The 12,954-nt window shown below is 71.7% G+C and carries 11 protein-coding genes; 3 read left to right on the forward strand and 8 right to left on the reverse strand.

Annotated features, from left to right (window positions below; translation table 11 throughout):
• Window positions 1-50 precede the first annotated feature (50 nt).
• Window positions 51-215, forward strand: a complete 165-nt coding sequence (locus OG587_RS37885) for a hypothetical protein (protein WP_329083622.1) — start codon at window positions 51-53, stop codon at window positions 213-215.
• Window positions 216-331: 116 nt separating this feature from the next.
• On the opposite strand, the gene lgt is transcribed toward OG587_RS37885, so the two are convergent.
• The 6 genes from lgt to OG587_RS37915 all read right to left on the reverse strand — a co-directional run bounded on the left by lgt (window position 332) and on the right by OG587_RS37915 (window position 7,723).
• On the reverse strand, window positions 332-1,333 hold the full coding sequence (lgt, locus tag OG587_RS37890; protein ID WP_329083623.1) for a prolipoprotein diacylglyceryl transferase: 1,002 nt from the start codon (window positions 1,331-1,333) through the stop codon (window positions 332-334).
• A 481-nt stretch (window positions 1,334-1,814) separates the two neighbouring features.
• Complete coding sequence (locus tag OG587_RS37895; RefSeq protein ID WP_386266486.1) at window positions 1,815-2,972, reverse strand: acyl-CoA dehydrogenase family protein; 1,158 nt, start codon at window positions 2,970-2,972, stop codon at window positions 1,815-1,817.
• A 2-nt stretch (window positions 2,973-2,974) separates the two neighbouring features.
• Entirely contained in the window at window positions 2,975-3,928 is a 954-nt protein-coding gene (locus tag OG587_RS37900) for a hydroxymethylglutaryl-CoA lyase (protein ID WP_329083625.1), read from the reverse strand.
• Window positions 3,925-4,128 carry a hypothetical protein gene (locus tag OG587_RS37905; RefSeq protein WP_329083626.1) on the reverse strand — a complete coding sequence of 68 codons (204 nt, stop codon included), beginning with the start codon at window positions 4,126-4,128 and terminating at the stop codon, window positions 3,925-3,927. Before OG587_RS37905 ends, OG587_RS37900 begins: the two co-directional genes overlap by 4 nt.
• Window positions 4,125-6,119, reverse strand: a complete 1,995-nt coding sequence (locus OG587_RS37910) for an acetyl/propionyl/methylcrotonyl-CoA carboxylase subunit alpha (RefSeq protein ID WP_329083627.1) — start codon at window positions 6,117-6,119, stop codon at window positions 4,125-4,127. The genes OG587_RS37905 and OG587_RS37910 overlap by 4 nt, the downstream gene beginning before the upstream one ends.
• Before the next feature lie 35 nt (window positions 6,120-6,154).
• Complete coding sequence (locus OG587_RS37915) at window positions 6,155-7,723, reverse strand: carboxyl transferase domain-containing protein (protein WP_329083628.1); 1,569 nt, start codon at window positions 7,721-7,723, stop codon at window positions 6,155-6,157.
• A 124-nt stretch (window positions 7,724-7,847) separates the two neighbouring features.
• On the opposite strand from OG587_RS37915, the gene OG587_RS37920 reads away from it, so the two are divergent.
• A complete protein-coding gene (locus tag OG587_RS37920; protein WP_329083629.1) occupies window positions 7,848-8,447 on the forward strand; it encodes an SACE_7040 family transcriptional regulator in 600 nt (199 codons plus the stop codon).
• Window positions 8,448-8,453: 6 nt separating this feature from the next.
• Here OG587_RS37920 and OG587_RS37925 read toward each other — a convergent pair whose 3' ends face one another.
• Together OG587_RS37925 and OG587_RS37930 are read right to left on the reverse strand one after the other, a co-directional pair.
• Window positions 8,454-9,320, reverse strand: a complete 867-nt coding sequence (locus tag OG587_RS37925; RefSeq protein WP_329083630.1) for a universal stress protein — start codon at window positions 9,318-9,320, stop codon at window positions 8,454-8,456.
• 311 nt (window positions 9,321-9,631) lie between these two features.
• A complete protein-coding gene (locus OG587_RS37930) occupies window positions 9,632-10,264 on the reverse strand; it encodes a hypothetical protein (protein ID WP_329083631.1) in 633 nt (210 codons plus the stop codon).
• A 392-nt stretch (window positions 10,265-10,656) separates the two neighbouring features.
• Here OG587_RS37930 and OG587_RS37935 point away from each other — a divergent pair, with 392 nt between their 5' ends.
• Window positions 10,657-12,873 (forward strand): thiamine pyrophosphate-dependent enzyme, encoded by a 2,217-nt coding sequence (locus OG587_RS37935; RefSeq protein WP_329083632.1) that lies wholly within the window; start codon window positions 10,657-10,659, stop codon window positions 12,871-12,873.
• Window positions 12,874-12,954 lie beyond the last annotated feature (81 nt).

Here is a 12,954-nt window from a genome sequence, read left to right on the forward strand (position 1 = left end):
GTCGCGTCAAACTTCCGCAAAGCGGCGGCCCGGCCGGGGCGTCGCACGCGGTGGCCTCGCCGGAGGCGAACGGCACCCGCCGGTTCATCTCCCTGCTGGATGCCGCCCATCTCCGGCTCGGCGGACCGATCGTGCTGGTATGGGACAACGACCTGGTATGGGACAACGACCGCCGCCACCTCAGCGCCGCGATACGCACCGAGATCGAGAACTAAAACGCCGGCCCCAAGCCATTCGTCTGGACCAAGACGGCCGAAGAGGTTATCGACCCCCTCGCCCGCTTCTGCCAACGAATCTCAGGCGCGGAACACCAGCGCGGAATACATTTGTGTCAATTCTTGACCTGTGCCTCGTCCGGTTCGTCCGCAGGGACGGCATCGTCAGCCTCGGCCGGGAGCTCATCCGCTTTGTGCGCGAGGAACTCTTCCTCGGTGACGGCCAGGAAGCCCTTGCCATCCGGATCAGGGATGAGGAACTCCTGCGGTCCCTTGCGCAGGATGAAGTAAGCCAGGGCGAGCAGGAACATCAGAAGCGCGACCCAGACATTGAGCCGCTGGCCGAAGAAGACCAAGGCTTCGTCCGTCCGTATGGCCTCGATCCAGGCGCGGCCCGCAGTGTAGGCCATCACGTAAAGCGCGAACGCGCGCCCTTTGCCGAACTTGTATTTGCGGTCGAGCCAGTAGACAACCCCAACTACACCGAGGTTCCACAGCATCTCGTAGAGGAACGTGGGGTGATAAAGCCCATCCAGCAGAACGGGCTTGCCATCGGCGCCGACCGCCGCGCTGCCCACCGGCGGGTTTCCCTCACCGCCGCTGGACATCCTGTGCACCTCAAGCCCCCACGGCAGGTCGGTTCTGCCGCCGTAGAGCTCGTTGTTGAACCAGTTGCCCAGCCGGGCGACCACCTGGCCAAGCGGAAGACCCACGGCGATGCAGTCAGCGAAGAACGTAAAGCTCAACCCCATCTTCTTGCAGGCGATCCAGGCACCTAGCGCACCTCCGGCGACAGCGCCCCAAATGCTTATGCCGCCTTCCCAGATCCTGAGGGTGCCCACGATGCCCTCACCACCGACGCCCCAGTATTTATCCGGGGTGGTGATGACGTGGTAGAGGCGGGCACCGACGAGGCCGAAGGGCACCGCCCACACGGCGATGTCGAAAACAGCCTGCGGAGGCGCGCCACGGCTGCGCATGCGCCTGTCCGTGACGATGCTCGCAACAACGATGCCGGCAACCATGCACAGCGCATAAGCCCGGATCGGAATCTCGACAAACCCGAGATCCACGTACCAGACCGCCGTTGCGGGGCTAGGAATGCTCGCGACTGTCACGGGAGAGAACACTACCGACATGCCGCGAGGTCGTACAGCAGAGGTTGTACAGCAGTCGGTTTCAGGCAATTACCCGGCAGGATAGTCGTCTTCGTGAATGGGCTTGGAGGCTTGGCGTCGCTCGTATTCGGCGGGGCCGAGCCGGCCGTTCGCGGAGTGACGGCGGCGTGAATTGCAGAACCCTCGATGTGGGCGAACACCGCGCTCGGCATCTGACCTGGCGTGGAAGGTGCGTCGGTCGATCAGCTCGCACTCCAGCAAGGCGAAGAGGCTCCCGGTGACGGCGTTGGCTCGCATCCAACCGTCATTGAGGCGACCGACAGATCAACAGCAAGGACACCCGCAGGGTCAGTCGTACACGGGTCAAGCCGCCCCGGTGACGGTGACCGAAGCAGGTGCCGGTGCGGCCGGTCGAGGGGCGCGCACCGGCCTGCGCACACCCCCGCCGGACGGCCTTCGACGTGAGTGGGGTTTCAGCGGGTCAGAGGCCGGACAGCCCCAGTTCCCTGGCGATCAGCATCCGCTGGACCTCGCTGGTGCCCTCGCCGATCTCCAGGATCTTGGCGTCGCGGTAGAAGCGGCCGACCGGGTACTCGTTCATGAACCCGTAGCCGCCGAAGATCTGGGTGGCGTCGCGGGCGTTGTCCATGGCGGCGTCGCCGGCGACGAGCTTGGCGATGGCGGCCTCCTTCTTGAACGGCTCGCCCGCGAGCATCCTCTCGGCCGCGTGGTGGTAGGCCAGGCGGGCGGTGTGGGTGCGGACCTCCATGTCAGCGATCTTGAACTGGATGGCCTGGTAGTGGCCGATGGGGTGGCCGAACGCGTGGCGCTCGCGGACGTAGCGCAGCGACTCGTCCACGCAGCCCTGGGCGAGGCCGGTGGACAGGGCGGCGATGGCGACGCGGCCCTCGTCGAGGGTCTGCAGGAACTGCGCGTAGCCACGCCCGCGCCCGCCGAGCAGGTTCCCGGCCGGGACGCGGCAGTCGTCGAAGGAGAGCTCGCGGGTGTCGGAGCAGTTCCAGCCCACCTTGGAGTACTTCTTCGAGACGGTGAGGCCGGGGGTGCCGGACGGCACCAGGATCGTGGAGATCTCCTTCTTCCCCCCGGCCCGCTCGCCGGTGATCGCGGCCACACCGATGACGCCGGTGATGTCGGTGCCGGAGTTGGTGATGAACGCCTTCGTACCGTTGATCACCCATTCGTCACCGTCCAGCACGGCGGTGGTGCGCATGCCGCCGGGCACGTCGGATCCGCCGCCGGGCTCGGTGAGGCCGAAGGCGCCGAGCATCTCGCCCGACGTCAGCCGGGGCAGCCACTCGGCGCGCTGCTCGGGCGTGCCGAACCGGTAGATCGGCATCGCGCCCAGCGACACCGCGGCCTCGACGGTGATCGACACGCTGGAGTCGACCCTGGCCAGCTCCTCCAGGGCGAGGCAGAGCGCGAAGTAGTCACCGCCCATGCCGCCGTACTCCTCGGGGATCGGCAGCCCGAACAGGCCCATCGCGCCCATCTGCCGCACGATGTCGTAGGGGAACTGCTCGCGCTCGTAGAGGTCCCCGATCACCGGGGCCACCACGTCGCGGGCGAACGCCTCGACGGTCTTGCGAAGCTCCTCGTACTCCTCGGTCAGCTTGGGCATGATCACTCCTCGACGTTCTCTGCGGTGGTGCGGGACGGGTTCTCGCCCAAGGCCTGGACGACCCGCGACGGGCTGGGGCGGCCGAGCCTCGCGGCCAGCCAGGTGCTGGTCTCCACCAGCGAGGAGAGGTCCAGCCCGGTCTCGACGCCGAGACCGTGCAGCATCCAGACCAGGTCCTCGGTGGCGAGGTTGCCGGTGGCGCTCTCGGCGTACGGGCAGCCGCCGATGCCGCCGGTGGAGGCGTCGACGACGGTCACGCCCTCGCGCAGGGCGGTGAGGGTGTTGGCCAGGGCCTGGCCGTAGGTGTCGTGGAAGTGCACCGCGAGCCGGGAGGGGCCGCCGAAGGCCTCGATCAGCGCGGCGACGTGGCCGGGGGTGCCGACCCCGACGGTGTCGCCGAGCGACAGCTCGAAGCAGCCCAGGTCGAGGAGCCTGCGTCCGACGGAGACGACCTGGGCGACGGGCGTCGGTCCCTCCCACGGGTCGCCGAAGCACATCGAGACGTACGCCCGCACCTTCAGGCCGTGCGCCAGCGCCCGCGCGACGACCGGCTCGAACATCTCGAACTGCGACTCCAGCGTCCGGTTGAGGTTCCTGCCCGCGAAGGTCTCGGTGGCGCTGGCGAAGATCGCGATCTCCTCGACGCCGTGTTCGAGCGCGCGGTCGAGGCCGCGCTCGTTGGGGACGAGCACCGGGTAGCGCACCCCGGGGACCCGTTCCATGCCCGCCAGCAGCTCCGCGGCGTCGGCGAGCTGGGGCACCCATTTGGGGTGCACGAAGCTGGTGGCCTCGATCACCCGGTGCCCCGCGGCGGCGAGCCGGGCGATGAACTCGGCCTTGACCTCGACGGGGACGACCGCGGCCTCGTTCTGCAGCCCGTCGCGCGGCCCGACCTCGTAGATCGTGACCCGCTCGGGCAGTCCGGCCGCCCGGACCCGCTGTGGCTCGCGCATCATGCCCCCCTCACCGGCTCGCGCCGCACGGCCCCCGTGGCAGGGGGCGTCGCGACCTCGGCGACCCATCCGGTCGTGACCCCGCCGTCGTCGTGCGTCACGGCCCATCTGACCGCCCGCGTCGCGATCTCCCGGCGTTCCCGTACGGCCGGCGCGACCGGCCGTTCCCATACGGCCAGCGCGACCGGCGCGGTGCCCGTCACGGTTCCTCCCCGTGGACCACGGCCAGCACGGCGTCCATGGCGACCGCCTGGCCCGCCCGGACCCGCAGCTCGGCGACGACCCCGCCGATCGGCGCGGTCACGGTGTGCTCCATCTTCATCGCCTCCACGATGAGCAGCGGCTGTCCCTCGGTGACCCGCTCCCCCTGGCCGGCCTTCACCACCAGGACGGTGCCCGGCATCGGGCTGCGGACCAGCCCGTCCCCGGGGCTGCCCGCGCCGGCCCGGTCACCGGGATCGCCCAGGTGGCGGCGGGTGAGCGCCCAGGCGTCGCCGTCACGGCCGAGCCAGACGGTGTCGCCGTCCCTGGCGACGGCGTAGCGCCGCGCGGTCCCGCCGAGGGTGACGAGCAGGTCAGCGCCCCCGCCGCCCCCGTCGTTCCCGCCGCCCTCGTCGGTGAGCCGCGCCCGCACGGTCTCCGCGCCGGGCAGCTGGACCTCGGCTCCCGAGGCGGGCAGGCCGCGGACCCTGAGCTCGCAGACGCCGTCGCGGGTCTCCAGCCGGTAGACGGTCCAGGCCGCCTCGCCCAGCCGCCAGCCGTCGGGGACGTCCCACGGGTCGGCGGGCGCCCCGGAGGACACGGCGGGCACGTGCTCGTGGTGCAGGACCAGGGCGGCGGCGGCCAGGACGTCGGCGGGGACGCCCTCGCCGGGGACCAGCTCGTCGAGGTGGCGCTCGACCAGGCCGGTGTCGAGGTCTCCGGCGACCACGGCGGGGTGGCCGATCAGGGCCCTCAGGAAGGCGATGTTGGTGGGCACCCCGAGCACGGCCGTGGCCGCGAGCGCGCCGTCGAGCCGCCGCAGGGCCGCCGCCCTGTCGGGGCCCCAGGCGATGACCTTCGACAGCATCGGGTCGTAGTCGCTGCCGACCAGACCCCCGGCCATCAGCCCGGAGTCGACCCGCACCCCCGGCGGCTCGCGCAGCGCGAGGACCCGGCCGCCGGTCGGCAGGAAGCCGCGGGAGGGGTCCTCGGCGTAGACGCGGGCCTCGACGGCGTGGCCGTCGAGGCGCACCTCGTCCTGGGTGAGCGGGAGGGGCTCGCCGGCGGCGACCCTGAGCTGCAGCTCGACCAGGTCCAGGCCGGTGACCAGCTCGGTGACGGGGTGCTCGACCTGCAGGCGGGTGTTCATCTCCATGAAGTAGTAGTCGCCGGTCGCGCCCTGGACGATGAACTCGACCGTCCCGGCGCCGGTGTAGCCGACGGACCTGGCGGCCTCGACCGCCGCCGCGCCCATCGCGGCCCTGGTCGCGGCGTCGAGGAGCGGGGACGGCGCCTCCTCGACGATCTTCTGATGGCGGCGCTGGAGGCTGCACTCGCGCTCGCCCAGGTGGATGACGCCGCCGTGCGCGTCGGCCATCACCTGGATCTCGATGTGCCGGGGGTTCTCCACGAACCGCTCGATCAGCAGGGTCGCGTCGCCGAACGCGGCGGCGGCCGTGCGGCGGGCGGACGCCAGCGCCTCCGGCAGCTCCGCGGCGGAGCGCACGAGCACCATGCCCTTGCCCCCGCCGCCCGCCGAGGGCTTGATCAGCGCGGGGAAGCCGACCCGCCCGGCCGCCTCGGCCAGGTCGTCGTCGGGCTCGGCGCCGCCGGGGACGACGGGGACACCGGCCGCGGAGACAGTGGCCTTGGCGCGGATCTTGTCGCCCATCGCCTCCACGGCCTCCGGCGGCGGGCCGACGAAGACGAGCCCGGCCGCCGCGCAGCGCCGGGCGAAGGCCGCGTTCTCGGCGAGGAAGCCGTACCCGGGGTGCACCGCCTGGGCGCCGGTCGCCGCGGCGGCGGCGAGGATGCCGTCGGCGTCGAGGTAACCTCCGGCGAGCCGCACCGCGACGTCGGCCTCGCGGACGTGCCGCGCCCCGGCGTCGGCGTCGCTGTGCACGGCGACGGAGCGGATGCCCAGCCTCCTGAGGGTGCGGGTGATCCGCAGGGCGATCTCGCCGCGGTTGGCGACGAGGACGGTGTCGAACATCCGACGGGGTGGCGGTGAGTGGGTCATGGGTGGGGTCACATCCGGAAGACGCCGTAGCCGACGGGTTCGAGGGGGGCGTTGGCCGAGGCGGACAGGGCCAGGCCCAGGACGGTACGGGTGTCGAGGGGGTCGATGACCCCGTCGTCCCAGAGGCGGGCGGTGGAGTAGTAGGGGTTGCCCTGTTCCTCGTACTGCGCGCGGATGGCGTCGGGGTCGGCGTCGCCCACGGTGGACAGGACGTTGGCGGCCTGCTCGCCGCCCATCACCGAGATGCGGGCTCCCGGCCACATCCACAGGAACCGAGGCGAGTAGGCGCGCCCGGCCATCGCGTAGTTGCCGGCCCCGAACGAGCCGCCGACGACCACGGTGAACTTGGGCACCCGGGCGCAGGCGACGGCGGTGACCATCTTCGCGCCGTGCTTGGCGATGCCGCCCGCCTCGTACGCCCTGCCGACCATGAACCCGCTGATGTTCTGCAGGAACACCAGCGGGATGTTGCGCCGGTCGCACAGCTCGATGAAGTGGGCGCCCTTGAGCGCCGACTCGCCGAACAGGATGCCGTTGTTGGCGACGATCCCCACGGGGTGGCCGTGGAGGCGGGCGAACCCGGTGACGAGCGTGGCGCCGTACTCGGCCTTGAACTCGCCGAACCTGCTGCCGTCGACGATCCGGGCGATGAGCTCGCGGACGTCGTAGGGCGTGCGGGTGTCGGCGGGGACGATGCCGTACAGGTCGCGAGGGTCGTGCGCGGGCTCCTCCGAGGGCGCGCGCTCCCAGGGCGGGGGGGTGCGCGGCGCGAGGGTGGAGACGATGTCGCGGACGATCCGCAGCGCGTGGCGGTCGTCGTCGGCGAGGTGGTCGGTGACGCCGCTGACGCGGGCGTGCAGGTCGCCGCCGCCCAGCTCCTCGGCGCTGACCTCCTCGCCGGTGGCGGCCTTCACCAGCGGCGGGCCGCCGAGGAAGATCGTGCCCTGGTTGCGGACGATCACCGCCTCGTCGCTCATCGCCGGGACGTACGCGCCGCCCGCCGTGCAGGAGCCGAGGACCGCGGCGATCTGCGGGATGCCGCGCGCCGACATGGTGGCCTGGTTGTAGAAGATCCGGCCGAAGTGCTCGCGGTCGGGGAAGACCTCGTCCTGCCTGGGCAGGAACGCGCCCCCCGAGTCGACGAGGTAGACGCACGGCAGGTTGTTGTGGAGGGCGACCTCCTGGGCCCGCAGGTGCTTCTTGACGGTGATCGGGTAGTAGGTGCCGCCCTTGACGGTGGCGTCGTTGGCGACGACCACGCACTCGCGCCCGGAGACGCGGCCCACCCCGGTGATGATCCCGGCGGCGGGGGCCGCGTCACCGTACATGCCGTTGGCGGCCAGCTGGGAGAGCTCCAGGAAGCGCGAGCCTGGGTCGAGCAGGGAGTCGACGCGGTCGCGGGGCAGCAGCTTGCCCCGGGAGACGTGCCGGGCGCGCGACCTCTCCGGGCCGCCCAGACCCGCCACGGCGACGCGTTCCCCGAGATCGGCGACGAGGCGCTCGTTGACCTCGGCGTTGCGCTTGAAACCCTCGTCACCCGGGTCGCAGGCGCTCCGCAGCACCGGCCAGCCACTCATTCGAGCCTCCCCGTCCGGCATATCCGGTATATCCGGCGTGCCCGGCCCGTCTGGCTCCGTCGCCACCGGTCACCGGTCATCACTTCACCGCAGATGTTAGTCATTATTAACGTTACCGTCTACCATGCGAGAGGTGACGACTGTTCAGCCCTCCACCCGCAACCGTGGCTCCCGGCGCACGGAGATCCTGGACGCCGCGGCGGAGCTGTTCGCCGCGCGCGGCTTCCACGGCGTCTCGATCGAGGACATCGGCGGCGCGGTCGGCACCTCGGGCCCGGCCCTCTACCGGCACTTCAGCGGCAAGGAGGCCCTGCTCGCCGAGATGCTGCTGGACGTCAGCGAGCGGCTGCACACCTCGGGCGCGCGCCGCGTGACCGAGGCCGCCGACGCCGAGCAGGCGCTGGACGCCCTGCTGAGCTGCCAGATCGAGTTCGCACTCAGCCACCCGGCACTGATCACCGTGCACGACAGGGAACTCGGCAACGTCCCCGAGCCCGCGCGGCGGCGGATCCGCAGGCTGCAGCGGCTGTACGTCGAGGAGTGGGTCACCGTGCTGAGCGAGCTCTACCCGGGGCGCCCCCAGGCAGGGCTGCGCGCCGCGACCCACGCCGTCTTCGGATTGCTCAACTCCACCCCGCACAGCGCGGGCGAGTTGCCGCCCGCGGCGATGGCCGAGCTGCTGCGCGGCATGGCCCGTGCGGCGCTGGCCGCCGCCCAGGGTTAGGGATTGCTAACTTCTAGCGAAGAGTTCCCCTCGCCTGGACGGGCTCCACGCCTGCGAGGGGGTCACCACGACCGTGCACGGCGCCTCGCGCAGCATCACCTGGCAGACCGGGCCGATGGCGGGGTCCAGCGGGTCGTGACGCTCCCGGTCGGGAACCACCAGCAGGTCCGAACGGTCGGCCGCGTGGCGGAGCACCTCGACGTGGGGCCGCGTCTCGATCATGGTCTCCACCTCCACCAGGGGATACTTCTCCTCCCACACCGCGACGTTGGTGTTGAAACGGACCGACGTCGACCTGATGTCACCGACGTCCTCGGAGTAGAGGCAGATGATCAGCAACGCCGCCCTGCGCAGCCTCGCCTCCTCGAAGGCGATGCCCAACTCCGGCGAGTCGATGCCGGCGTCCTCCACCGCGATCGCCACACGGCCGGCGCGCGGGTGGCCGGGCCGCCTGACGACGGCCACCGGGCAGTGGGCGTGCGCGGCGACCTCGACGGTCGAGCCGATCCGCAACTCGTCGGGACCTCCGGCGCCACGCGGGCCGATCGCGATCAGCTCCGCGGAGTTCGACAGGCCCACCAGGGCCGCGGCCGGGGTTCCCTCCACCAGCTGCCCGCGCAGCGGCACCCTGGGCGCCAGTTCCCGCGCCATCATCAGCCCGCTCTCAAGGACGCGCCTGCCCATGCGGCGTACGACCTCGGTGGTCTCCGGGGCGAGGGAGAGCCTGGGGTAGGGCCACTGCCAGGCGTGGCAGACGAGCAGCGGAAGAAATCTCAGGCGGGCGTCCTCGACTGCCCATCGCAGGGCCATCCGGCTCTCCGCCGAGCCGTCGTATCCGACGACCACCGGTCGTCCCTCGTCCCGTACCGGCATTGCGGCTCCTCTCCCGCGTCACTCCTTTCCATCCTTCTCCGATCCGCCCGTCAAGAAGGGCTTGCTTTCACAAGACTCTTCTTGTTTTGCGGCTCGTATCGGCAAAGATGCCTTCTCCCGCCCGGGGGCGGCGGGAGGGCGCTCAGAACCGGCCTGAGCCGGGAGGGGGTCCGCACGGGCCGCACGAGCCCGCCGGAGCGGTACGGCGACCGGTAACCGGCACGGTCGTCGACATGATCACCAGCACGGTCACCGGCATGTCATCGGCGCCGGGCGGTCACGAACGCGGGCCGGTCACCGGCGTGAACCGGTCACAGGCACGGAGCGGCCACGGTCGCGACGCCGACCGGCGAGCAGAGCGCTCCCGCCCAGGCGGCCACGGCCGACGCGACCACGAGCGGCGTACCCGGCGCGGCGAAGACCACCGGGTACGGTGCGACCTGGACCGGCGGGGCGACCACGGGCGGTGCGACCTCGGGGGGCACGACGACCGGCGGGGTGGTGCCGGGCGGGGTGCCGTCGACCGGCGGGGTACTGCCAGGCGGAGTGGTGTCGACCGGCGGGGTCGTGTCGGGCGGCGGGGTGGTGCCGGGTGGGGTGGTGCCAGGCGGGGTGGCGCCGGGTGGGGTCGTGTCGGGCGGTGGCGGAGTCCCGGGCACCGAGGCCGTGGGCACCCCGGCCGCGGGCTGCGGGGCGGGCGGCGGCGTCGCGACCGAGGGTGACAGCGCGGACATCGACGCGGCCCCCGGCACCGGTGGGTTCCCGGGCGCCGGCGCCCTCCCGGTGGCCGGTGCGGCGGGGGCCGGTATCCCGGGGACCGGCGTGCCGGCGGAAAGCGCCGTGACGGACGGCGCCGTATCCGGAAACGGCACGACGGCGTGGGCGGTGGCCGGCAGCATGACGACCGCCCCCACCGCCCCGGTGAGAATCAGTTTTCCAAGCATGTGTGTCTCCACTCATGTGACTGATGGGATGGACGTGAACTCCGAAGATGCTGGCAGCCGCCGTACCCGCCGATGGCAAAGACACCCTCCACGGGAAGTCCGCAGCGGGAACGGCTTGTGGCAACAGGGGGCTGGATACTCACGGATCGGAACACAGGGCCAGGAAACGAATGCGCGCACACCGTCCGGGGCGCTCCCGCGCCTTCGGCCCGCCCGCCCCTGCCTGGGAGTTCCGGCTCCGGAGTTCCCGCTCATTTCATCGGACGGACCGTAAAATCATGCCTGACAAGCTGTCATGAATAGTGGTTAAGCACGATCGGTCCACCACCATGTGCGCACCAAAGATGTCAAGGTTCAGGACGGCATCCGTCGATGGGGGACATAATCGGGCTGTGGCGCGCGACACTGTTGAGACTCATTTCACCGAGGCCGTGACCGCCCTTTCCCCTGGGGCGCCGCGCGATCCCGGCCTGCCCGTACGTGAGGGCACGACCCTGACGGGGGCGCGATGCCGCGAGCTGTTCGAGTTCCAGCTCGGCAGCAGGCTGCTGGACGTCACCGCCCGCTGGCTGCGTGAGCAGGGCCAGGGTTTCTACACGATCGGCTCGGCCGGACACGAGGGCAACGCCGCGGTCGCCGCCGCGCTGCGCGCCACCGACCCGGCCCTCCTGCACTACCGGTCCGGCGCCTTCTACCTGACCAGGTCGGCGATGGCGGGGCGGCTGCCCGAGGAGGGGCTGCGCGACGTGCTGCTCGGCCTGACCGCCTCCGTCGAGGAGCCGATCGCGGGCGGGCGGCACAAGGTCTTCGGCCACCCCGGCCTGGCGGTGATCCCGCAGACCTCGACGATCTCCAGCCACCTGCCCCGCGCGGTGGGCGTGGCCTTCGCCGTCGAGCGCGCCCGCCAGCTCGGCCTGACGGGGCCGTGGCCCGCCGACGCGATCGTGACCTGCAGCTTCGGCGACGCCTCGATGAACCACGCCAGCGCGCTCTCCGGCCTCAACACGGCCGCCTACGGCTCGTACCAGAAGCTGCCGCTGCCGATCCTGTTCGTCTGCGAGGACAACGGCCTGGGCATCAGCGTGCGCACCCCCGACGGCTGGGTCAAGGCCGCCCGCCACCCGCTGATGAGGTATTTCGAGGCCGACGGCTGCGACCTGGCCGACGTCCACGACATGGCGCTGGCCGCCGCCGACCACGTCCGCGTGCACCGCGCACCCGCCCTGCTGCGCGTCGGCACCGTCCGGCTGATGGGCCACGCGGGCTCGGACGTGGAGCTGTCCTACCGGACCAAGCGGGAGATCGACGCCGACCTGGCGCGCGACCCGCTCGTGGCGACCGCCAGGCTGCTCGTCGAGGCCGGCCTGACCACTCCCGACGAGCTCCTGCTCCGGTACGAGACGACGCGCGAGCACCTGTTCAAGATGGCGATGGAGAGCTCGCGGCGGCCCCGGCTGGTCTCCGCCTTCGACATCGTGGAGCCGCTGGCCCCGCGCACCCCCGTCGCCGTCGCCGCGGCCAGCGCCGGGGTGGCGGCCCCGGACGCCAGATCGAAGGCCTTCGCCGGCAGGCTCCCCGAGCGGGAGGGCCCGCTGACCTTCTCCCAGTCCGTCAACCGCACGCTCGCCGACTCCCTGGCCGCCCACCCCGACGTGCTGGTCTTCGGCGAGGACGTGGCGCGCAAGGGCGGCGTCTACGGCGTCACGCGCGGCCTGCAGAAACGCTTCGGCCCCGGCCGGGTGTTCGACACCCATCTCGACGAGCAGGCCGTGCTCGGCCTGGCGCTCGGCTCCGGGGTCTCCGGCCTGCTCCCGGTGCCCGAGATCCAGTATCTGGCGTACCTGCACAACGCCCTGGACCAGATCCGGGGCGAGGCCGCGACGCTCCAGTTCTTCTCCCAGGGGGCCTTCCGCAACCCGATGGTGGTGCGCATCGCCTCCTACGCCTATCAGAAGGGCTTCGGCGGCCACTTCCACAACGACAACTCCGTCGCCGCGCTGCGCGACATCCCGGGCCTGGTCGTGGCCTCCCCGGCCCGGCCCGACGACGCCGCCTCGATGCTGCGCACCTGCCTGGCCGCGGCCCGCGTCGACGGCAGCGTCTGCGTCTTCCTCGAGCCCATCGCCCTGTACAACACCCGCGACATGTTCGAGGAGGGCGACAACGGCTGGCTCTCCCCGTACGCCCCCCCGGCCCGGTGGGCGGAGACGCACGTCCCCATCGGGCGTGCCCGCAGCTACGGCGACGGTCGCGACCTGACCATCGTGACCTTCGGCAACGGCCTGCGGATGAGCCTGCGCGCCGCGGTGAGGCTCACCGCCGAGGGGCACAGCTGCCGGGTGCTGGACCTGCGCTGGCTCTCCCCCCTGCCGGTGGAGGATCTGATGCGGGCCGCGGAGCTGACCGGCAAGGTGCTGATCGCCGACGAGACCCGCCGTACCGGGGGCGTCTCGGAGAGCATCGTCGCCGAGCTGCTCGACGCGGGTTTCACCGGCAGGATCGCCCGGGTGACCTCCTCCGACAGCTTCATCCCGCTGGGCGAGGCGGCCAGGCACGTGCTGCTGTCGGAGGACGAGATCGAGGCGGCCGCCCGCAAGCTGCTCGGCTGACCCGCCCTCCGGTTCGGAATCCCCGAATCGACCCCACCCCCACACCGGAACGTGTTCAATTGGTCGCACGCCGTCACGGGT

The sequence above is a fragment of the Streptosporangium sp. NBC_01469 genome, from assembly GCF_036227305.1.
Taxonomy (GTDB): Bacteria; Actinomycetota; Actinomycetes; order Streptosporangiales; family Streptosporangiaceae; genus Streptosporangium.

What these genes read in the sequence shown, in the direction of transcription:
- OG587_RS37895 (WP_386266486.1), bottom strand. Translation starts at nt 2,972, where the DNA reads ATGCCCAAGCTGACCGAGGAGTACGAGGAGCTTCGCAAGACCGTCGAG.
- OG587_RS37900 (WP_329083625.1), bottom strand. Translation starts at nt 3,928, where the DNA reads ATGATGCGCGAGCCACAGCGGGTCCGGGCGGCCGGACTGCCCGAGCGG.
- OG587_RS37910 (WP_329083627.1), bottom strand. Translation starts at nt 6,119, where the DNA reads ATGTTCGACACCGTCCTCGTCGCCAACCGCGGCGAGATCGCCCTGCGG.
- OG587_RS37915 (WP_329083628.1), bottom strand. Translation starts at nt 7,723, where the DNA reads ATGAGTGGCTGGCCGGTGCTGCGGAGCGCCTGCGACCCGGGTGACGAG.
- OG587_RS37920 (WP_329083629.1), top strand. Translation starts at nt 7,848, where the DNA reads ATGCGAGAGGTGACGACTGTTCAGCCCTCCACCCGCAACCGTGGCTCC.
- OG587_RS37925 (WP_329083630.1), bottom strand. Translation starts at nt 9,320, where the DNA reads ATGCCGGTACGGGACGAGGGACGACCGGTGGTCGTCGGATACGACGGC.
- OG587_RS37930 (WP_329083631.1), bottom strand. Translation starts at nt 10,264, where the DNA reads ATGCTTGGAAAACTGATTCTCACCGGGGCGGTGGGGGCGGTCGTCATG.